The organism is Pseudophaeobacter flagellatus, assembly GCF_021228235.1.
GTDB lineage: Bacteria > Pseudomonadota > Alphaproteobacteria > Rhodobacterales > Rhodobacteraceae > Pseudophaeobacter > Pseudophaeobacter flagellatus.
On record NZ_JAJQRG010000007.1, the window covers coordinates 136632 to 157676 of the forward strand.

Annotated in this window: 26 protein-coding genes; 3 read left to right on the plus strand and 23 right to left on the minus strand. The window is 59.0% G+C overall.

What is annotated here, in order from left to right; genetic code table 11:
* The first annotated feature begins 29 nt into the window (after positions 1-29).
* Both LRK71_RS14210 and LRK71_RS14215 read left to right on the plus strand, forming a co-directional pair.
* Entirely contained in the window at positions 30-716 is a 687-nt protein-coding gene (locus LRK71_RS14210) for an SOS response-associated peptidase (RefSeq protein ID WP_232404482.1), read from the plus strand.
* A 305-nt stretch (positions 717-1021) separates the two neighbouring features.
* Positions 1022-1933, plus strand: a complete 912-nt coding sequence (locus tag LRK71_RS14215; RefSeq protein WP_232404483.1) for a PD-(D/E)XK nuclease domain-containing protein — start codon at positions 1022-1024, stop codon at positions 1931-1933.
* A 414-nt stretch (positions 1934-2347) separates the two neighbouring features.
* Here the strand turns inward: LRK71_RS14215 and LRK71_RS14220 are convergent, their stop codons facing one another.
* Entirely contained in the window at positions 2348-2950 is a 603-nt protein-coding gene (locus LRK71_RS14220) for a peptidoglycan-binding domain-containing protein (protein ID WP_232404484.1), read from the minus strand.
* A gap of 697 nt (positions 2951-3647) precedes the next feature.
* Here LRK71_RS14220 and LRK71_RS14225 point away from each other — a divergent pair.
* Positions 3648-4367, plus strand: a complete 720-nt coding sequence (locus LRK71_RS14225) for an SGNH/GDSL hydrolase family protein (RefSeq protein WP_232404485.1) — start codon at positions 3648-3650, stop codon at positions 4365-4367.
* Positions 4368-4564: 197 nt separating this feature from the next.
* On the opposite strand, the gene LRK71_RS14230 is transcribed toward LRK71_RS14225, so the two are convergent.
* The 22 genes from LRK71_RS14230 to LRK71_RS14330 form a co-directional block, all read right to left on the minus strand.
* Positions 4565-5941 carry an SIR2 family protein gene (locus tag LRK71_RS14230; protein WP_232404486.1) on the minus strand — a complete coding sequence of 459 codons (1377 nt, stop codon included), beginning with the start codon at positions 5939-5941 and terminating at the stop codon, positions 4565-4567.
* A gap of 405 nt (positions 5942-6346) precedes the next feature.
* Positions 6347-7153 (minus strand): DNA adenine methylase, encoded by an 807-nt coding sequence (locus LRK71_RS14235; RefSeq protein WP_232404562.1) that lies wholly within the window; start codon positions 7151-7153, stop codon positions 6347-6349.
* Between the two features lie 155 nt (positions 7154-7308).
* Positions 7309-7431 carry a hypothetical protein gene (locus LRK71_RS20480; protein WP_269751761.1) on the minus strand — a complete coding sequence of 41 codons (123 nt, stop codon included), beginning with the start codon at positions 7429-7431 and terminating at the stop codon, positions 7309-7311.
* Between the two features lie 67 nt (positions 7432-7498).
* Entirely contained in the window at positions 7499-7846 is a 348-nt protein-coding gene (locus tag LRK71_RS14240; protein ID WP_232404487.1) for a hypothetical protein, read from the minus strand.
* A complete protein-coding gene (locus LRK71_RS14245) occupies positions 7843-8568 on the minus strand; it encodes a lysozyme (protein WP_232404488.1) in 726 nt (241 codons plus the stop codon). The genes LRK71_RS14240 and LRK71_RS14245 overlap by 4 nt, the downstream gene beginning before the upstream one ends.
* Before the next feature lie 70 nt (positions 8569-8638).
* A complete protein-coding gene (locus tag LRK71_RS14250; RefSeq protein ID WP_232404489.1) occupies positions 8639-8953 on the minus strand; it encodes a phage holin family protein in 315 nt (104 codons plus the stop codon).
* A 2-nt stretch (positions 8954-8955) separates the two neighbouring features.
* Complete coding sequence (locus LRK71_RS14255) at positions 8956-9417, minus strand: hypothetical protein (protein WP_232404490.1); 462 nt, start codon at positions 9415-9417, stop codon at positions 8956-8958.
* Positions 9414-10826: a hypothetical protein gene (locus LRK71_RS14260; protein WP_232404491.1), complete on the minus strand. Its 1413-nt coding sequence runs from the start codon at positions 10824-10826 to the stop codon at positions 9414-9416. Before LRK71_RS14260 ends, LRK71_RS14255 begins: the two co-directional genes overlap by 4 nt.
* 14 nt (positions 10827-10840) lie before the next feature.
* Positions 10841-12667, minus strand: coding sequence for a fibronectin type III domain-containing protein (locus tag LRK71_RS14265; RefSeq protein ID WP_232404492.1), 1827 nt, complete (start codon positions 12665-12667; stop codon positions 10841-10843).
* Positions 12657-13100: a DUF6950 family protein gene (locus LRK71_RS14270; protein WP_232404493.1), complete on the minus strand. Its 444-nt coding sequence runs from the start codon at positions 13098-13100 to the stop codon at positions 12657-12659. The genes LRK71_RS14265 and LRK71_RS14270 overlap by 11 nt, the downstream gene beginning before the upstream one ends.
* Positions 13097-13684, minus strand: coding sequence for a hypothetical protein (locus LRK71_RS14275; protein WP_232404494.1), 588 nt, complete (start codon positions 13682-13684; stop codon positions 13097-13099). Before LRK71_RS14275 ends, LRK71_RS14270 begins: the two co-directional genes overlap by 4 nt.
* Positions 13681-14337: a hypothetical protein gene (locus LRK71_RS14280; protein ID WP_232404495.1), complete on the minus strand. Its 657-nt coding sequence runs from the start codon at positions 14335-14337 to the stop codon at positions 13681-13683. Before LRK71_RS14280 ends, LRK71_RS14275 begins: the two co-directional genes overlap by 4 nt.
* Positions 14337-16328 (minus strand): hypothetical protein, encoded by a 1992-nt coding sequence (locus LRK71_RS14285; protein ID WP_232404496.1) that lies wholly within the window; start codon positions 16326-16328, stop codon positions 14337-14339. The genes LRK71_RS14280 and LRK71_RS14285 overlap by 1 nt, the downstream gene beginning before the upstream one ends.
* Positions 16328-16618 (minus strand): hypothetical protein, encoded by a 291-nt coding sequence (locus LRK71_RS14290; protein ID WP_232404497.1) that lies wholly within the window; start codon positions 16616-16618, stop codon positions 16328-16330. Before LRK71_RS14290 ends, LRK71_RS14285 begins: the two co-directional genes overlap by 1 nt.
* 5 nt (positions 16619-16623) lie before the next feature.
* On the minus strand, positions 16624-16977 hold the full coding sequence (locus LRK71_RS14295) for a GTA-gp10 family protein (RefSeq protein ID WP_232404498.1): 354 nt from the start codon (positions 16975-16977) through the stop codon (positions 16624-16626).
* Positions 16977-17396 carry a phage tail tube protein gene (locus LRK71_RS14300; RefSeq protein WP_232404499.1) on the minus strand — a complete coding sequence of 140 codons (420 nt, stop codon included), beginning with the start codon at positions 17394-17396 and terminating at the stop codon, positions 16977-16979. The genes LRK71_RS14295 and LRK71_RS14300 overlap by 1 nt, the downstream gene beginning before the upstream one ends.
* The gene (locus LRK71_RS14305; RefSeq protein ID WP_232404500.1) at positions 17389-17781 is read right to left on the minus strand and encodes a DUF3168 domain-containing protein; all 393 of its coding nucleotides are present in this window, start codon (positions 17779-17781) and stop codon (positions 17389-17391) included. The genes LRK71_RS14300 and LRK71_RS14305 overlap by 8 nt, the downstream gene beginning before the upstream one ends.
* Positions 17782-17784: 3 nt before the next feature.
* Positions 17785-18234 (minus strand): HK97-gp10 family putative phage morphogenesis protein, encoded by a 450-nt coding sequence (locus LRK71_RS14310; protein ID WP_232404501.1) that lies wholly within the window; start codon positions 18232-18234, stop codon positions 17785-17787.
* Entirely contained in the window at positions 18231-18560 is a 330-nt protein-coding gene (locus LRK71_RS14315; protein ID WP_232404502.1) for a head-tail adaptor protein, read from the minus strand. The genes LRK71_RS14310 and LRK71_RS14315 overlap by 4 nt, the downstream gene beginning before the upstream one ends.
* 1 nt (position 18561) lies before the next feature.
* Positions 18562-19137, minus strand: coding sequence for a head-tail connector protein (locus LRK71_RS14320; protein WP_232404503.1), 576 nt, complete (start codon positions 19135-19137; stop codon positions 18562-18564).
* Positions 19138-19149: 12 nt separating this feature from the next.
* Positions 19150-19590 (minus strand): hypothetical protein, encoded by a 441-nt coding sequence (locus tag LRK71_RS14325; protein ID WP_232404504.1) that lies wholly within the window; start codon positions 19588-19590, stop codon positions 19150-19152.
* Between the two features lie 75 nt (positions 19591-19665).
* Positions 19666-20994, minus strand: a complete 1329-nt coding sequence (locus LRK71_RS14330) for a phage major capsid protein (protein WP_232404505.1) — start codon at positions 20992-20994, stop codon at positions 19666-19668.
* Positions 20995-21045 lie beyond the last annotated feature (51 nt).

Sequence of the window (21045 nt, forward strand, 5' to 3'; positions counted from 1 at the left end):
CACCATGAATATTATATGTTGTAGATCTATTGAATGCCAAACTTAGTGAGGAATTCATGTGTGGCCGCTTTATCGAACCCGAGCTGATCGGGACTGATCAGGAGCATTCGGAAACCAAGATCAATCCCTTCCCGCGACACCCAGTTATAATCCCTCCGCGTGCCCCGCGACGCTACAACGTCGCCCCTACGCAGGACGTCCTAATTCTTGCGAAAGAACCGTTGGAAGCCTTAACCGCCCGATGGTGGTTTGTTCCCTCGTGGCATAGCGGGGAGTTGAAAGACTGGAAGGCAACCACGTTTAATGCCCGTATTGAGACTGCGCGAGACAAGCCCACATTTCGGGCTGTATGGCGTCACGGACGCTGCCTGATCCCAGTAGGGGGATACTACGAATGGACTGGCGAAAAAGCCAACAAGCAGCCGCATGTGATCCTGTCTGGCGGCAACGAGAGCACACTGTGGTTCGCGGGTTTGGCCTCTCGTTGGCAAGACGTCTTGACTTGCACCATTATGACCCGAGAAGCCAATGAAGGACTTTCAGGCCTTCACACTCGAATGCCGGTAATACTCAACCTTGATGAACGCAGCCAATGGCTGAGTGGCAGCGATGATGTGGCCGGATTGGGCAAAGACACGCTTGTGAGATACTATCCTGTCGAGCGCTTCTCTGTGCGTGACGAAGGGCCAGACTTGATCGCGCCAGCTCACAGGTGAGGCGAAGACGGCCCCTCCCGGACATTGGCCAGGCATGCCATCGCTGCCGCGCAGCTTCCCCAAACCTGCCCTTAGAGGCAGTGTGCAGCATGATCTGGCGCCCCAAGCTTGGAAGAGCGGACGGGAACGGACCTTGGCCTCTAGCATCCTTTCGGCCGCGGTCAGCCCAATGTCTTAAACTAAAGTGCGACTGAGGAGCCCGACGGACCTCGTGGGCTTTCGTTCCCTAGACGGGCCTGTGCTGAGCCTGTACATCATGCCCGCTGTTAGTCGAGCTGGACTCTGGTGCACCAAGGATCTTTGTTATGGATAAAATGGAATGGGCGGTTTGGGGCCTCGAATACCTGCAAAGGGCTCGCTTGGCGATCCATGACGATTTCAATGCAGCGATGGAAGAGCTGAGAGGCTACCACACTTCTCACCGTGAAAGCTGGTACAGTAGTTGCAAGAATATCATTTCCACTCTCTACCACAGATCAGCTGAGATCACGGCATCTACTCAAATCCCCAACGAGGAGTTCGCTTCACCTGATTCCTTCGAGTCTGAATTAGTGAACTACCGGGCCTGGCTCTTGGGTATGGCTGAGGAGCTCAAACAAGAATCGGAAAATTATAGGCGAAGTAATGATGTCGATGGTGCGCCCTTCTTAGTCGACGTTGCCAATCGGCATGTGCATAACATCCTCGCGGCTGTCGACTACGTTCTAGAAAAGCAACCGGCAGAAATCCCGAACGTGATCAGTCCGGAGACGGCGGATCTAAATCTCATTGTGGGACTTGCGCGCCGGTTCCACGAGGCAGCTTTAAGCCTAAATCACCATCCTCACAATGGAACCACCTTGGAGATCAAAAACGAATGGGATTGCCAATACCTGTTCCGATCAATCCTAGCTGCATATGTACCCGACATTCGCGATGAAGAATGGAGTTCCTCCGTCGCGGGTTCGTCAGCGCGGTGCGAGTTCTTTCTCAAATCATTGCGAGCAATGATCGAATTGAAATTCGCGCGCAAACCTACAGACGCAAAGAAAATTAAGGGGGAACTTGCAGTAGACTTCCTCGACTACGGTGGCAACGATGAAGTTGACCGTGTTATCTGCCTTATTTACGATCCGGCGTGTACGCTAAAGAATCCCGCTGCGATACAGTCTGACCTCTCCGGCCCTAAGACTGGCCTTGAGCGTGTCGATGTTGTGATTTCTCCGCCACGTTCATAACCGTATAAAGAACGCTTTAACGACTGTTACGCAGACTCACGTTAAGGTGGCCGGGACGATTGCACTTGATCGGTCTAATTAAGGGATAGCCGCTACGACTTGAAAACTTGGCTTCGCGATCTGAGTAATCGAGCCAACTCCGACGTTGAGGTCCTCCCGGAGAAACCGATGGAGCATTTCCACGGTGCCCGCTCCGGCTATCCGACAAGTCTAAACGAAACGAGCGAGAGCTTGCAGGTAGCATGCAAGGAATATTGACGGCCCAAACCCGACCTTGACCAAGTCTGGCCACGCCGCAGAGCGGCGTCACCGAACCGGTCACTCATCCACCGTTCGGCAATTTCGCTGAGTGAAGGTCGGCTTTCACGGTGCCAAAAATGGTGGTTTGCGGGCATCCAACAAAGTGTGGGCGGGTCAACGGGCAAACTCGCAGATGCCGCTCGAAAGGCAGTTGAAGCTGTCCGGAGTGACGCCGTAGCCGAGGAAATCGCTGTTTCGGTAACCATTCGCGTTCGAAACAACGGTGGTGACCGCACAGTTGGCTGCACCACAAATCATACTACACCCCGCAGCAGATCCGTCGATCACGTAATCGAGGATCCCGTCGTTATTCATCTCGCCACTTTGCAGCAGTCCCTGCCGTGCGGCCAGCGCTGCCGCGGTCGTGCCGCACATCTGTGCCATCTCGGCGATGGCACCTTGTGCGGGCATGGGTAACGTGTCCCCCGCCGAAGCGTCCGCTCTTCGATCGGCGCGATATTGCTCCAGCAAGTTGCCCAGGTCGGCACGACTGAACTCCCCGGTGGCTCGTGTCCCACGCGTAGCTTGCCAAGCGCGAATAGCCGCCCGGGTTTGCGATCCAAATACACCGTCGGCTGGACCGGCGTCGAAGTCGTAATAGGACAGCGCCTGCTGGGCCTCGGCGCGGATTTCGCGTGAAAACATTGTTCCGTTCTGCGCCAAAACGGGCATAGATATTCCGACCAAAAGAATTATTGCGCAAAGAATTCGCGTCATGGATACACCCCCCATCAACTCTCGAATTCTTGCAGGTATTGCGCCGGCCTTCAACCTTTTGGCTGCGCAAAAGCGCCTTACGCAAACGCCGCCAGGTGCATGTCTGAAACTTGACGTTGGACACAACTTTTAGCCTTCACTGCGCGCCCGCTCGAAGGGTCACTACCGGGCGGAAGTCCGGTTGCACAACTGTTACCACGTAACGGCATAGCGGTAGTTTCTGACCCTTCTCGCGAGCAGCCGCCGCGCCAGAAGGTTAGACCAGACACAACCCCCAGACAAAACCTACGTGGTTGCGGCACATTTGTGTTTTGTCATCGGAGAGGCCTGTCGCTACAGCGGGTCGAACTGGCAGGAATGGCTCTCTGCGGACCACGGAGGAGTCGCAGCGTCGGCATGATTTGGGGCGCGCGGAGAGGTACGAACGGCCCTGAGCCGACATTCGATCAGACCGCAGCGAATGGCTGGTCAGGAGCCTGAACTTATCGGTGCTGCAACCTGTACAGACGACTGCTAATTCTGGGTACGAGCGCATGCGATTGACTACCGTCAATTCCGCATGACGCGATAGCATATACAATAGAACCAACAAATATTTTCTCGAGCTTTGCGGACGAGTTTCTGGACGATACGGAAGCTCGGTATGATCTCTCTCCGTGTCACTCTCGCCGTAACGCGTCTCGTATTGGAGCCTGACATGTTAGACCATGCAGTACGAATTCTGTTATTTCCAGTTCTGGTCGCTCAAGGCGCATTTGTGCGCCGTTCAGCGTTGCACCTGGCTGATCCTTCCGGTCGCCGCGATGGTGTCAGCGGGCAGGGCCCTGACCTCCGTCTATTGATCATCGGAGACAGTTCTGCTGTCGGGGTCGGCACCTCGCATCAAGAAGAAGCGCTCTTGGGGCATATGCGCAAAAGGCTTTCGCAGACGAATACAGTCTACTGGTCTGTAGATGCGAAGACCGGCGCCACCACTGCCGATACGATCGCCCGTCTGCAGAAGCGCACACCACAGAAATTTGATATCGTGTCCGTTTCGCTTGGCGTAAACGATATCACTGCACGCGTGCCTCTATCGGAATGGTTGCAGCGTTTTGCAATATTGCTTCAGCTGGTAGAACTGAAATTTCAGGCCGATGTCATTTGCATATCGGGTATTCCCCCAATCCACCATTTCCCGCTGCTCCCACAACCGCTCCGGTGGGTATTGGGTGCACAGGCAGCACGATTTGATCGGGCGCTTCGCAAACTTGTCACCAATCGTACTGGATGTCGGTTTATTGAAATGGATTTTGAACCTAACGTCTCACAAATGAGCCCTGACGGCTTTCATCCTGGTCCCAAAATCTATTCACAGTGGGGCCGCAAGGTCTATCGTGCGATCCGCCGCGATATCAAGCAGCTCGGCAAAACGTAATAGCCGTCTCGAAATGGCAGTTGATATGCGCGCTTCTTTGGCTAACTGACATGTTTAGCAGACCACCGCGATGCTGCTGCTCGTGATCGCACTGGTGGCGTGTTCTCCGGTAACCGGAGACCGGAAACCAGCACGTTATGCACGAGGCCTGATATACGGCATTAGCGGAGCGTCGGGGTCGAAGTGCAACCTATGGATTATTCCATATTGAGCTCATAGGACTCGCCCGCGTGAAGTTTTCTAAGGACTACTAGCATATCCGGTGAATACTTATGGAACGTGGACGTGTTAACCTGCTCGGCTCGATGGTAGCGGTTGTCACTCGCCTTAATATCGACACCAGTCTCCTCTTTGATTTTTCGCAACAGGGAAACGGCCAGGTAGGATCCCGTACCTCCGAGGTGGCGTGTGAGTTGTGTAGCACTCAGCGGATACTGCGCCGATGCGGCGCTATAGTCACCAATATTCGCAATGCCGAATAGTTTCGCAAAGCTGTCTGAATCCGACACTGCCTGATCTAGCATCTGGAAGTCGGCCTCCACCGTCATTGTTGGAATATCATGCCGGACCATGTTATAAGACCGTGCGATCAGTGATCTCAGAACTCGAGGGTTCACATCGTTTAGGACAGGGTTCGCCGCGAACGCGTTAAATACCCACGTGAAATCAGAAGCTTCAATTAGCTTTACGCGGACACTCCGGCCTTCGCTCGTTGGTATTACTTTTTCTCTGGCCGGGTTGGCTTCCTGATCGATCGTATCATTCCACTCTAAGATGTATACGTTTGGGATCACCCCCCCTTTCACAGGCAGAGCCTCATCTATATCCGAAAGAATTGATTGGATATTCGGATCCGACGCGCTATATCCAATGAAAATAAGAGGATGTTCATTGAAGAAAGTAAGCAACTTCGCGCTTAGAAATTTCTTTTTCTTTGAAAACTCATCGTAATCCGTCTGAGTGAAAACAATGCTTTCATGATCCTCGATGGACCCATGGATCTTATAAATTTCGCCCACCGATAGTTGCAAGCCTTTCAGAAGCTGCTGACCGACTATCGGTTCATGGTTCGGAAACACTAACTCCAACATCTGATCATAGTTCGTAGTAATGACGGCGTGTGGTTTTATCCGGCAAAGGGCGTCAATCTCCGCTCGTTGATCCGCACTGCCAAGATCTGAAGCCGCGGCAGGCGTTAGGTTTCGCAGATGGCTCGCAACTTTGAATTTCAAGTAGGCTTGAGCATCCACGCCGTCTGCGAACATTTCCGACGGAAACTCATTGCTTCCTGCGTCCCACGCCCATTCCTGATAAAGGCGAGCAAACTCTTCACCAATCTTCATCGGTGATTTCAGAGACTGCCGATAGAAGCCGAGTCCCTTGTCTATTGCAGAGCATTGATCCGCCAGATGTGCGAGCAACTCGTCCCAGCTCGGCGCGCTCATATAGCGTCTCGACAAGCCTGAGCCGATAAAAAGGATAGGCTGACACCCCATCGTTTTTACCGTCTCGGTTATGTCTTCACTTATTTCCTCAACATAACGCTCAAATTTTGTCGTCTGCTCGCCGCTCATGATTCACCCCCCGCTAAAGCCTTCTGTTTTGAGCTAGCAGGTGAGAAGCGAATTTTCTAGGTATCGCGTACATGCTGTGTTGATCCATAGACCTATCCTCGCCCTCCAGCATGAACTACTAAGCTGTCATAGAAGGGCAATGGGCACACATGCTCGACCGTCCGCCGCGTGCCGCTACGCTTGGCAAAACGGAGCGGCCTTGTCCGAATAACGGCCACCCACTGCGCCTGACATAAGTGTCCGTTCAGGGCCCGGCTTGCCCTCAAGGGCACCTTCACCGCGTCAGTTTGCAAAGTCAGGCTTGTCCCTGCGCATACCTGCCGTTCGTCCAGAGCGCGGCGAAGGTCGGCTCCCTGCCCTTCCAACTGGCGGGACCACTGCGCCCCGCCAGCTTGTTTCGCCCTATCAAATCAAGCCGATACGCGGCTCAAAGTTGGATACGATCAGTTCCGCCGCCTCTGTCGCACCGCCTGCGGCAACGGTGTATTTCAACCGGACCTCTTCAAATTCAAACCCGGCGAACAGCTCACGGATCTCGGGGCGGTCATTGATTGACAGGATGAACTTGCCACGGATTTCGGCCAGCTGTTCGGCCATGGCCTGGAAGGCGCTGCGCTCAAACAGGCCTTTGCCATAATCACTTTCACCGCCCCAATAGGGCGGATCGAGGTAGAACAGCGTCTTACTGCCATCATAGCGGCGGATCAAATCCGACCAGTCGAGGTTCTCAAAGATGACGCTTTCCAGCCGTTCATGGGCGGCCTCAAGAATTGGCTCCAGGCGCGACAGGCTGAACCTGGATGGCCGATCGGTGGCCACGCCAAAGACACCGCCGAGCTTGCCACCAAAGGCCTGGCGCTGCAGATACAAAAACCGGGCCGCGCGCTGCAGGTCGGTCAGGGTGGCGGGGTCGGTTTTGCGCAACCGCTCGAACTCCCGGCGCGAGGCGATCTGATAGCGCATCACCTCCATCAGCTGCGGCAAATGCTGCTGCAGAATGCGGAACAGATTGGTAATTTCACCATTGAAGTCATTGGCAACCTCGCACTGCGGCTTCCAGCTGCGGCGCAGAAAAACACCGCCCATGCCGACAAAAGGTTCGGCATAGGTGGCATGGTCGATGGCCTCGATGCGCGCGATGATGCGGGCACTCAGGGCCTTTTTGCCCCCAAGCCAGGGGGCGACGGGCGCGGCAGGGCGCACCTTTATCATTGTTGTCATTGCTGATTCCAGAATATGGGGTGCCCACTCTCGCGAGAGTCGGGCGACATTTTCTGATGTGTGATGTCGGCGCAGCCGCTTTGAACGGTAGGCTGCGTGGGAAAGGGTGTTCGCGCACCCGATCCCCCCGCTAGGGTGCGGAGGGATCAGTCTTCAAGAATTGGCACGGCCAAGATCTCGCCCACGGCGGCCAGCTTGCCATTGGCGCAGGAACGCCCCCTCGCCTCGGCAATCAGGGCATCCGAGATCTGCCCCTCGGATTGCGGCATCGGCCCGGTGTATCCGGCGCAGGGCTGCAGCAAATCCGCCGGCACTCGCGGTGGCGGTATCACCGCCTCACTGGCCCGATCGGAACAAGCGCCGAGCAGTAGCAGCAAGCAAAGGGGATAAAGGCGCATCGCGGCCCTCCATGTTTTGCAACTCATTTGATAGCGCAGACCATTGGCGGGCCTCATCGGCGGCGCGGTCCAGGTGGGCGCGGTGAATGCGGGCGGTCTCGGCGGCTTGCTGCAGGCTGGCCTGCGCCGTTGCCAGATCCGCCTGCGAGGCCGCCAGTTCGATCCGCAACCGGCTGCGATCCTGGAAGGCAGAGGCCACAGTCCAGACCGCCCCGGCCAGCATCGCCACCAGGGCAAGCCCTGGCAGGTTGCGCAGCACCCACCCCCATAGCCTAACCGAGATCATGCCGCCGCTTTCAGGGCCTGATGGCACATGGCGCGCTCAGCGCCGCGCCGATTGACCAGCCCGGCCCAGACGCGCCCGCCCGCCTTGTTCCAGCGCGGCAGCTCATCGCAGGCCCCAGCGAGATCCCCGGCATTGGCCTTGCGCACCAAGGTCGATTTACAGGCAGCCCCGGCCCCGACATTGTAGGTCCAGGACACCAGGGCGATCTTCATGCCGATGGGCACAGGGTGTTTCAGGCATCGATCCAGCGCTGCCTCATAGGCCAGGATCTCGCGCGCCAGCATCGCATCACAGTCCGCCTTGCTGTAGCGATCACCGGGCTGTACCCCCTTGGTTTCGCCATAGCAGACGGTCCAGACGCCCACGACATCGCGGTAAGCCTCGGTCCGCAGCCCTTCCCACTGGCCAATGAAGCCAATGGCCGAGGTCAGCGCAATACCGCTGCCTGCGATGACGCCAACCGTGCGCCGGCGGACCGCGCCGCCCGTATCACGGCGGAAGGCGGCAAGGCCGGACAAGCCGTTCTGCAGCACCAGCCGCGCCGGGATCGCCAGCACCTGACACGTGGCCGAGGCCATGGCAAAATACAGCGGATCCCAGCCCAGCAGCTCAGGCTTCACCAGGGTCAGAAAATACCCGCCCAGCAGAACCAGGCTGGCAAGGACAAGCCAGAGCGACCAGGATCCGGTCAGAGTGGCGCGCCAGTTTGAGATGAGTTTCATTGCGGTTGCTCCAATGCAAAAGACCCCGCCAGAGGCAGGGTTGGTTTCAGGTTTCAGTTTTGTGGTGGTTTTACGGCTTGGCGCGCACCAGCCATTTGGTCAGCAGCACCTCAGCCCCGCGCGGGCCGATATAGGCGGCCAGCGCCACAATGCCCGTGGTCACGGTTGGGCCTGCGCCCATGTAGCTGGCGATCGCCTCGCCAATGATCGCCATGCCGATGGCCACCGGAATTTCCCAGAGCAGCTCCGGGCCAAAGAAACGGCGCTGGCCTTTGCGCACCTCGCCGGAATGCCACATCAGGCGGCCTATGGTGGCCCCGATCAGTGTGGTCGCCGCGCCGCCCAGCAAGTTCGACATCCAGTCTATCAGTCCCGGTTCAGTCATGATTACTCCCCAGCACCCTGCACAGACAGGCCAAAGATCGCATCAAGGCCCAGATCATCGATCCCCATATGGGTCGCGATCATCGCCAGCAGCGGATGCAGGCGGCGCACCTCTGTCGAGGTGGCCCAGACGATCCGCGCCTCTGCCGCAGCATCTGATGGCAGCGTAGCCAGAACGTCACTCAAGGCCGTAGGCCAATCCCCCCTGGCAGCCGCAATTGCATCCGCCTCTGTCAGAATCCCCTCGCGGAACAAGGCGAGACAGAAGGCCTGGCGCGACAGCGAGGCTACCGCCCGTAAGCCATCACGCGGATCTGGCTCTATCCAGTTCCCATCTAGCCACAGGGCCGCAGCGCTCTTTGGTGGGCAGTCCCGCTCGATCGCGCCCGCAGGGGGCTGCACGCCATCAACAAACGCGCCGAGGTATGCGCCCGATGCATCGCTAAAATATTTAGTGCCCATCATGCCATCGCCTCCACAATCAATTCCCAATTGGAGTTAGTCAGTCCCGTCACGACGCCATTGGTTTTGTTGGCCGCCGCAAAGGCATATGTCGCGTCCGACGAAAACCGCACCGCCACGTTGGCGGCGTCCACGATCGCAACTGATGTTCGGCTGTTGTTACTGTTGGAGCCGTTGAAATCCACCATGACATTGTCGCCGACTGAGTAGCCGAATTCGGCGACAGTGCAGCGCATCCGGTAGCCCACATACTTGGGAACCACGCCCAAACCATGCGCCAAAGTAACAAGCCCGCCAGACACGATCGTTTGCGCCGGGCTGGTATAGCGCCGGGCGTATCGCGCATCCCCCATCTCCCGCGTCATCAAGCTGATCGGCGAAGGTGCTGCTGCGCCAGCCGGTTCAACTCTGGCGCTGTCCGTCTCAGGGGTCACATCTTCATTCACCCGGAAAACAAGGCCTGCCGCTTCCAGGCCAGCGATAAACTTACTATTTAATCGGACCATCGAGATCTTTTCAAAATCCGGGCCAAAGCATGACATCACCCCGCCGACAGAAACCCCGCCGCTGATCTGCCAGACGCCAACTGCCGGGTTATATGACATCTTCTTGCTGATATCGTACCCCCCAGCCAGATCCGTTGGGGCAATATCGACACGATCGCCCGACCGGGAGATGCTCAAACCGTATCCGCCGCCGGTCACACCTTTTGCAAACTCGCCAACCCCATCAGACTGAATGCCGCCAAATGTGACTGTCTGGTATTTCCCCAGCTCCAGATTGTTGCGGGCGGCTTCTATATCCTGCAGGTCCGCCAGATTTTGATCTGGGTGCAAACTGCCAAGCGTCATAATGAACGTCAAAGCACCGGGATCCACCCGATAGCGGGCGCGCACATCGCCCCGGCTCTCATCGATCATCACCTCAATCAATGTATCGACCGGCAGACCCGCCCAGATCTCACTCGCCGTGGCATATGTTTCGACAAAAACGACATTACCCGATGCCTCTGCCGCAGAGACGGCCAGCAGCGCAGATGCGTTGGCCCCGCCTGCATATCCCTGCGCCGCGTCTTCAGAAGCCTGCGCCGCCTGGGCAAACCCCTGAGCCTGCACAGCGGCCATACTTTCCAGAAAGATCGCCGGAATGTCCGCCACCTTCAGCCAGGCCCCGCCGTCGCGCTCATAGACCCCGGCCTCTGCCTCGGCATTCAGCACGAGCGCAAATTGGCCATCAGCCACACCTGCGCGCAGATTCAACCCCGCAAGGCTGTCGTTGATATAAGAAAGACCACCACCGGCAGCGATACTTTCAGTCTCTTGCATCCAATCAGCAAGATCTGCCTTGGATGGCTGATGGCCCGCACTCGGCGGATTCCCCATCATGATGGTTTGAGGCAAAAGGGCGACCATGCGCGTCTCCTGTTTTAAGCTGTGAATATTTCAGAGGCTGACCAGTCTGATATCCCAAGGCCTGCGCTGCGGTTGCGGATCTGCATCTCGTATTCCTCCCCGACGGTAAAACCGCCGAGCGGTGTGGACACACCCGCAAACACCAGCCCCCGAACGGTCCAAGAGGATGACCCATCACTAAGCTGGTAGCGAAGATCCTGCTGGTAAGCCTCGCTCTGTGCATCCCATTGCACCGTGACATCGCCACCCCCCGAAGCCGTGACGGCCAGACCAGTTGGCACCGGAATGCCGCTATCCCCCTGGACCCTGTCATAAACCGGGCGCGCAGGCTCTTCAGTCGCGGCATCGAATGCAAAATCCTCTGGACTGACCGAATTGGCGGTCAGCGAGAACACCCCCGATGCCTCGCGCGCCAGCTCGCCCACCTCAAAGACTTCATCAATCTGATGCTCAGGATGGACGACACGTACAAACCGATGCGCCCGGCCACCACCACGCCCGCCTGTTCGGCCCCCAAGGATCTCATAGCCGCGAAAGCCAATGGTAGCGGTGAGCTGGAACCGCGCCCGCTTGGTGCGGGCAAGCCGCTTGTTCAGCCGGGCGATCTGGTTGTGGCTGTTTACCATGAATAGCTGCGGCTCATCGCGAACTGGTTTGGCCACATCCCTTTCAACCCAGGCCCCGGATGGGGTTTCCCGCCAGCCGTTTTCCGGCTCGATGTAGACGCCGGCCACCTCATCCGGGGCATCAGCGCCAAACTCACCGCTGGCCAGTTCCAATGACAAAAAGTCATCCGGCCCCAGCACCAGATCCGGCTCTATCCAGCGCCCGACCGTAAAGCCAACCCTGCCATCGGTGCGCTCATACAAAAACGCATCGCAAGCCGCCGCCAGCGCCACCCGCTGACCCTCAAAATCCTGTTCATCCGACAGGGTGCCATTCAGCTCCCAGCGGTTCTGCAAATACCCCTCGGCATTCAGGACCTGCGCATCGCAAGCATCCGCCTCATCCGCGACTTCATCCCAGTCAACATCACGGCCGAGGATCTCGACAATCCAATCCGCCAGCACCAACGCCGCATTGGCGCTGAACCCGCGACTGTTGTCGCGTGGGTCGAACAGATCATTCTTGCCATCCAGCACCGGCGCATAGGCCCATTGACGGCTTTCAGGATAGATATGCGTAAAAGACGATTGCGGCGGGCGCGTGGCCCAGATCACCGCGCCCGACAGCCCCTTGAAGTCAAACTCATCGGTGACTTCTGCAAACCGGTTATTAAACGACAGATGCACCTGCTGACCTGGTGCGCCATCAAAGACATTGATGCGCCCATAGCCTGCGATTGGTGCCTCTGCGATATTACTATACAGACGATCCGCCTGCGCGGTCAGCGTCACCACACGCTCATCCAGCCAGTGCTGCACCACGCCCTCGATCGGATGCGCCGCGAGAATTGGCACATAGTACCGAGTACCATCAGCAAAGCCGGTGAAGCCCAGAAAGCCCCCCTTGCGAGTGCGGCCATAGACCCATTCCGCATAGCTGACCGGCTGGGCAAAATTGGCCATTAGGATACTGGGGGGCGGCGATGTTGGCTTGGGCGCAAGCCGCGCCGCCAGGGCTGATAGGCCAATCGCCACAACCGTCTTGACGATAAAGCCCCCCACGACAGTGGCGGCAAATCCCGCACCCGCCAAATAGGCCGCCGTGGTGGCCAATGCGGTCCCACCAGCCACCCCAACTGCCCCGGCGACGAAGGCAACAACCGGCCCCGCCTCGGCAGGCCGGGGCGTCAACATGGTGCAGCCCATCAGCGCGGCGAACAGCAGACTACGCTTCATAACCCACCCCCCAGATTGCCAGCACCGATGGGATCAGGATCGGCTTGATGGTGATCGCACCCCGCCCCCCATGATCTTCGCGCCGCGTCTTGAACCCCCAGGCCTCCCCGAGCCATAGCCCGCCACAGGGCGACAGACGCCCCTTGGCATCATGGGCCATGATGATGCCGACATCACCGGGGGCCGGTTCCTCGACACGGGGCAGCCCGCCGATGGTGGCCAGACAGGCCTCGACCGTTTCCACAGGATTGCGCAGAAACCCGGTTTCGCGCTGGCAGGATCCGCGACTGTCATAGACACCGCGCAAGCGCGCCGCCGGATCTTTGCCGGTGACCTGCTCGACCCAATCTGCGACGGACAAGACGCAATCCATTTCTCCCCAGATGAAGGGGGTCACATTCCAGCGGTGCAGTTCCCGATATAGTGGTGTCATCCGAACAGTTTCTCTTCTTCAAAAGCGCTGGTGGGCATAAATTTCAATGAGGGGTTTGCCTCGCCAATCAGCTTGGCATGGCCTTCGGTGTTCATCACGATCCGGCGCGCCGCGCGGCGTTTTTCGGTCCAGGCCTCAAAGCCCAGCGAGATCGATCGATCCTGCGCCCCGCTGGCCGAGAACCGCAGGCTGCGCATGATGCGCTGCATCCACTGCAGCGGCGGGTGCTTTGGCTTGTACAGTTCCGCCATGCTGCCGATGGGCTGGAAGTAGAACCGAATGGCACGGCCCTGGATATACTCCACCCCCAGCGCCTTCACCTGCGCGATCAGGTCATCGGCATCAGGATCCTGAAAGTAGGAGAGCGTGATCGACCCTTCAGGGGCACGGCCCTCCAGCGCGCTCTCCAAAGAGCCGACACTGGCGAGCTGGGTGCCATACCATTTATGGCCGTTCACATCGGTAAACACGCCATCGGCACCAATCATAAAACGCATTGGCCCATCCGGTGTTTCGATCTCGCACAGGTCCAGCGCCCCAAGGATCTCTCCCTGGGGATCATAGCCTTCAGGAAAAAAACTCATCTGTTCAGAACCTCACGAAAATTCAGTTTGATCTGGGCAGAGCGCGTGACCCCATAGCTGGGCCGCCCCATCCCATCCTCGATCGCTTCAAACAGGCCCATGCCCGTCAGCAGAACAGGATCACCCGCCGCCATGGCACCGCGCAGGGGCATCTGGATACCCAGATCAAAGACACCTGCCGAGGCCTGCTGCACCCAGGTAACCACGAAGGGCCAAAGCTCATGGCTCATGATCTGACCAACACGCGGCGCAGCCTCTGCCTCTATTCGGATTTGCTCTGCCCCGGCCTCTGCCGCCTGCGCCGCAAAGCCCAGAGGTTCAGCCGCAAACCCCGTTCCAGAGGCAAAGCTGGATCCATCCGCAAAAGGCAGATCCATATCCGCCCCCGCGTCAAACCCGATCGGGTCCACCATGGGCAGCCGATAGACGCCCACCCGCCCCTGTGCCGTCGCCCGGATCCCGCGCCACTGCGCCAGCGCCGCGCCCTCCAGAAACACCGATGGCGCGCCAACCCAGCGCGGGAACCGGTTGAACACCACCGCAGAGCCGCCGCCGGTGTTTTCCCCCAGCCCCTGGCCGCGCCAGTCGATATCCCAATCAACCTGCAAGAATTTGAGAAAGCCCGCAGGCAGGGTCACAATAGGGCGCTGCATCAGCCTTTCCTCGCCAAATGAGTTGCCAGATTGCTGGAGGTTTTACGATCCTGCATCGCCATGCCCGCCGCCACATGCTGTGCCGAGACATTGCCGCTGACGCTCTGAATCAAGGGCACCAGATACCCACTGTCATCAACACCAACACTGACATGCAAAGAGTTCTGCGCCGCCCCCAGCATCGACCTGGTGGCCTGCGCAGTATTCACCTGCGCACCGCGCGGCAGGTTGACCAGTTCCGGCCCCCGCTCCCCCACCAATGCCAAACCACCCGGCGCAGACAGGGTGCCATTGGCAAAGCCAAGAACGCCTGAAAGCCCATCAAAGGCATTTCCGAACAGGGAATTGAATGCGCTATTCGCCAGCGCTGTCGCCAGGCTGGACAGCATTTCGCCCAAAGCTTCCTTAGCGCTCTTGGCACCCGTCACCAGCCCCGCAAAGGCAGACTTGGCCGAGGATTTCACAGACTGCAGGCCCTCGGAAAGCTTTTCCGTTTCATCTTTCGCCTTACGCACCCCACCAGTTGCGCCGCCGCCGAGATTACCAAGGGCGTCGCCTAGACGATCGGCTGCCGTGGTGCCGTCTTCTGTTTCCTCATTGTTGGCCCGGATCGCAGCGCGCAATGCTTCCATACTGGACAGAGGCCGCTTTGCAGCCTGAGCTAAAGCATCAGCACGGGCCTGCGCCGACGCAGCAGAACCAAAATACCCTTCAGCAGCATCCCCTGAATCCATGGATGCATACCGGGCCTTCAGTGTCGCACCCACAAGGCCTTCATATACAGGCGTAAATCCCGGCAGTTCTTTGACGGTCTCCGCCAGCCCCCGCAGAAATGAAGCCCATTTATTCTGCAACACCTGCAGCATCGTCAAAAAACCACCGGAAATGCCGTCCCAAGTTGCACCAAGGGAAGCGCCAAGAGAGGAGGCCCCAAGGGACATGCGATCCCATAGCTCTGAAGCAACATCCTTCAGAAGTTTAAGCGCCTCGCCAAAACCACCGGCACCAGAGACCATCCGCGAGAACTGATAGACCAATTCCCCTGCCCCCACGATCAAGGCCCCAATGCCCGTGCGGATCAACGCCCCGCGCAAAAACACCATCGACCCTGCCAAGGTTGCTGTGGCCACTTTTGCCGCAACCAGGGCCGCCACATAGCGCACCCCAAAGCCAGTGACCGCCACCGCAAGATAAGTGGTCAGCCGCTGCACATTCGAGGCCAGCCCGTCCAGCCCCCCCCGCAGCGCCCCACCTGCGCGCAGACTGTTGGTTATCCCCAGAGCCATCTGCCCAAGGGCTGGCACCACCTCCAGCGCCAGCCGCTGACCCAGGTATTGCGTCACCAGACCCAGCCGCGCGATGCGATCATTGGCCTGCTCGATTTGACCCGCATCAACAGAGCTGACCGCAAGGCCATAGTCCTCGATGTCGCGCCGCGCCGAGCGGATCACATCACCGCCGTTCAGCATCAGCAGAACCATTTCCCGATTCCGCACACCAAGGTCGCGCAGGATTGAGCTGGTCTCGCCAGTGCTCAGCCCCAGCGCTTTGACCCGATCGGCAATAAGCGCCAGCTTTTCATCAGCATCAGCGCCCGACAGCTGCTGCGCCGAAATCCCCAGCGCGTCCAATGCCCGCTTCGCATTGCCGGATTTCCCGATCGAGGCAATCTCGCGGTCAACGGTCTGGATGTCATTGGTCATGCTCGACAGACTTACGCCCGCCTCGCCCGCCGCTAGTTCCAAAGCCCGGAAACCGCCGATCGACGCACCCAGGCGCCGGGCAGACTTTGCCGCCCTGTCCAGATCCCGCGCCCCCGCCAAAGCCATGGCCGAGATCGCACCCCCGGCAGCCGCAGCAACCGCCGCCACCGCGAGGAATTGTTTCTTCATCTGGGCCAGCGGTGATTTCACCCGCTTTGCCCCGCGTTCAAACTTGGCGCTGTTCAGCCCCAGATTGACCCGCAGCGCACCAATAACAGATTGTCCCATCAGCTTTCCTTTGCCCCCCAGGATACCGCCAGGGTTTCGCACATCGCCTGCAGGGTCTCAGGCGATTGAGGTTCAACAGGGCCAGCGCCCGCAAATTCAGAGAAACTCGGCAGCGCATCCATTCGGCTCAGCGCCGCGACATGCCAGACCTGCCAGGCGCGATCCTTGTGCTCGCGCTCCAACCGCTGCGCAGCCCCCTTCATCAGGGACAGATACAGCCGAGGTGTCAGAGACCAGAAGGCCGCCGGATCCGGGAACCCAGCGGCCACATAGGCCTCCAACATTTTCATGTAGCTTATCCCGGCTTGGTCTCCGGGGCCGCCAGCGCCTGACCGTTTCCCAACTCTGCGGCCTCACCTGCAGTTGGCATGGATGCCGCAATCAGCCGCTCCACCACACCTATGTCATGGCTCAGCACATCGCCCGCATCGCACAATGTGGCGTCAGGATGATGGCGCAGCAGACAGGCGCGCACCAGGTGCCGCAGATCCAGCACAGAGACATCGCCCTGTTCAGCCGCCTCAAAAGCCGTCATGGCATCCTTGCCGGTGGCCTCTTCAAACGCGGCCATCGCGTTAAAGTCGCAGCGCAGGGTCCAGTTGTTGCCATCTGCCTGGGCAGTGGTCTCACCCATGAAACGATTGGCCATTATACCACCGCCAGAACTGGCTTGCCGCTGGGCTTCACCGTCAGCGTTGCCGACATCTTGTCATTGGTCAGCTCGCCAAATTCCAACCCGGTGATCACCGCATTGAAGGTGAGCGTTGTGGTCACATCTGGGAAGGTGATCTGGCACCATTTGGTCCCTGCCTCAAACGCTGCATCCAGCGTGGCCGCAACCGATGGCGCAAAGTTCAGGCCGATCTTGGCCTCGCTGCCATCCTTCATGCCAGCCATAAATTCCTTGTAGCGATCGGGGCTTTTAAGGTGGGTCTTATCCACTGCATCCCGCGACTTGCTTGGCGGGGTAATACTGACCACCCCGGCGATTGCCGGAAACGGCCCCGCCTTGACTTCCGCCATTCCAAACGTGGAATTATATCCGATATCTGCATCTACCTCAGGCATTGCTTTCTCTCCAGTTCACCAAAAAATCCATTGAAACGCGGGCGGCCCGATCAGGCTCATTTGATCCGCGTTCTGTGTTGTCGCGCTGGCTTTCGAGGAACACCCCCCGAAAGCCGCCTTGCCGATAGCCCGCCAGGGCATGGCGGACCGCCGCTGCCAGTTCGGCAGCGCCAGTGTAGGTCTCAGCGTAGCAATCAACCTGCACCCGCCCCTGTGACAGCCCATCCGGGCCGCGCAAGGTCTGGCCTTCGCGATCACCAATCAGATGCAGGCAAATGCCCGGATAGGGATCTTTCGCAGGCCGTTTGCCCCAATCCACCCGCTCCCCACAAAGCGCGGCCACCGCAGGCACCGCGCGCAGCATCGATCTAAGTGCAACCTGCATGACTTATCCTTTCGCGGCCTTGCGCTGCGCCCGCGCCAGTGACTTTTCAAATTCCGCCCACAGATGACCGCCAAGCCGATCCAGCAGCGCCTGCTGATCCTGATCCCAGGCTGGCCGCGCAAAGGGCTGTGGGGCCTGATGCTCATTGCCAAATTCAGACTGATGCGCCTGCGGCAAGGCACCAGCACCCACAAACATTTCCACCGCAGCCCGCTGATCACGAAACATCGCGCGATGCTCTGCAGCCTGCCGTTTTGACAGCTTGCTGCTGACCGCAATACTCTCTTCCAGATCGCCCTGACCGTGTGGCGCACGGCTCCGCATCAGATCCGCCATTGGCTCTGCCGCCTTCATCAGGGACCGGCGTAACACACCCCGGCCCGCTGATTTGCTCAGATCATCCAGCGCATCTTCCAATTCGCTGAACCCTTCCAGCTGCATTTCCATGCTCATGGCTGCACCTTCGCAACTGCGGTGATTTCAAAAATGCGGCGACGGCCAGGCACCTCGCGAATGCCAAGGATTTCAAACTCCTGCCCGCCACAGTCCAGCCGGTGCGCCGCCGTGATCGAAGAGGTGAAGGCTGATTTTTGTACTCTGAAGCGCACGGCCAGCCGCGCCGCATCCTGACCGGCACGGAATATCTCATCCGCGCCGACATCATCTTTGGCGGCCCAGACCTTTTGACCAATGGGTTGAAACCCGCTTTCGCGCCGCAGCCCATCATCCACTAACCCCTCCGCGAGGAACTGAACCCGCCGATCCAATCGCCCTTTCATATCAGGCCACCTCGCAGGGACGCCGGTAGCGCGCCTGCTTCATCAGTCGATGCACCCCGAAAGACATGCGCGGCGCGTCTTCATTCTCAATCGAGATCCCGGCCTCAAGCCATTCCTTGGCCAGCAGAATGACCGCCTGGCGTAACCGGGCCTTGGTGGTCTGATCTGCACCGCCCACATCAGCCTGCACCCGCAACAAATCCCCACTGCCAGCGCGCCCTGACCAGTCATCGCCCAGAACAAGCTGGGGTTCATCATGAGCCTGTTGCACCCAGGCACCGTCCAAAGGTTGATCGACCCAACCGCCTGCACCGTCATCCAATGCTAGGCCCACCAGCCCCTGCACTGGCAACACCGGAAACCACCAGCGCCGCCAGCCGCCCCGCGTGACCACAAATTCAACCCGGCGCGCGGTCAGCGGGCGACCGGTTGCAGTGGCAACAGCCGCCTCTGCAGATTGCAGCGCCAGAAGCGGCGCGGCATCATCCGCGACATCATCAGACAGAAAATGGATCGACCGTTTGAAGTCTTCCAAATCAACCCCCGCTGCAATGGCACCCTGCTCAATCACCCGCATATCCCGCGCCCCTTAAGCTTTTGCGCCCTGCTTGGGCGGCGCGCCGGGCGCTTTGTCTTTAGGCTCAGGGTCGGCCACGGCCTGCGCCGCAGGTTCTTTTGAAAGCCCCGCCTCAGAGGCTTGTTTCACCGAGGTGACGCGCGCGGCCTGAAGCTCCAGCTCGCGCTCAGCAAGAGCCGCCTCGCGGACCGCCAAATCCTGCTCGCGCTGGTCAAGATCTGCCAGCTGGTCTGCCAGGTTTGCATTGGCCTGGTCCAGTTCCTGACGGTCACGCTCCAACAGATCGACATCTGTTGCGGCCTGTTCGCTTGCCCGCTTCACCGGGCCAACCAGTCGCGCGACCGGGGCCTTGCCGCTACAGAGTTGCTCTGCCTTCGCCTTATCAAAACCAGCGGTTTCGCCTTTGTTATACCGGGAATACCCGATCAGGAATTGCACCAAAACGCGTGTCATTTCACACCTCATAATTTTCAGGAATAGAAAAGGGCGACCTCATGGTCGCCCCGTTTTTGCTGCGCTAGCCGCGCCTTAGAGGCCCCAACCGGTGCCTGTCAGCACCGAGATCGCCTCATCATGTGCAGGCGCCAGATCATGGCGCGACACAGCCCGCATCAGCGTCAGATCCCGTTGGAAGGCCGAGATCGTATTGCCGCCGGTATCGACAAAGGAGGCCTCGGTCGAAGACGCCACCCGGATTTCCTGATCATCGCCAATCATGATTTCGGCAAAATCCGCAAAGGTGATCTCGGTATCGTTCCCGGTGCCCAGATTGTTCGGTACCTGCGAGGTAGTCTCGATCGGATAGCCATGCAGCGTATTGCTGGCCTCGATCGAGGGATACATTTTGGCACCAGAGGGATCGCGCAGACTGGCCAGGAAATGCTTTGTCGCGCCGCGCATGATCCAGCCAGGCTGCTGCATGGCCACATTGGCATCTTCCACCACGCTCACCATCCAGCGCAGATTGGCCTCAACCACCGCGGGGGTATTGGCCACGGCCAGGCGCACATTGGCAGGCAGGCACCAGTTGCGCAGACCCTTGGGGGTTTCGCCGGTGCCATCTCCGCGAATGAACGCCAGATCTTCGCGCAGCGCCATATAGTCCAGGAGCAGATCCCGCACCGTGGCCCCAACGCTGGCGCTGGAATGCGACAACAGCGCATTGCCGATCGGCACCAGCGCGGTCAGAGTTTTGAAATCCTGATCCACCTTGTCAAAGCTGGGTTCACTTTCAACAATCGGAGCGTTTTCCCCGATGTAGCCCGCCGTGGGGGCCGAGGCGACACGCCCCATCCGAAGCTTACCCGCAGGCATGTCCTGCACCCGCGCGCCCAGCTTGCGCACCACAACGCGCGGGGTCAGCAAGTTAATCAAAACAGTGCTTTGCGCCCGAGGGATCAGGATCCCCCCTGCGCCATCGCTGGCCCCCGACAGGGTGGCAGCAATACCGCTGTGCCCCTCGGCCTCAAGGAACGTGACAGCCTGATCCTTGTTGCCCTTGGCATTGGCCAGCGCCGCCACCATCAGGCCAGTATCGGCCCCCTTGTCATCAGCCTTGGCAACCTGCCCCGGCAGAGGGGAGCCACCGCGAGAGCCGCCAGGGTTCAGCTCAGATCCAGCCGTGCTGGCTTTGGCGGCTTCGACGTCCTCTGCCCGCGCAACCCGCACCTTCAGGCCTTCAAATTCCGCCTTGGCCGCATCAAAGGCAGCGGTCGCTGCCTCGATCGCGCTGGCCTCGGCACTGCCACTGGCTTCCAAATCATCCAGCGCCTGCGCCGTGGTTCCCATGGTTTCAGCCGCTGCTTTCAGCATGCGGCGCAGATCATTGATATCCATGTTGTATTCCTTTTCAGTCATGGAAAGGCTGCATATGCGCAGCCCAATTGGCCCCGCCGCAAATGCGCGAGG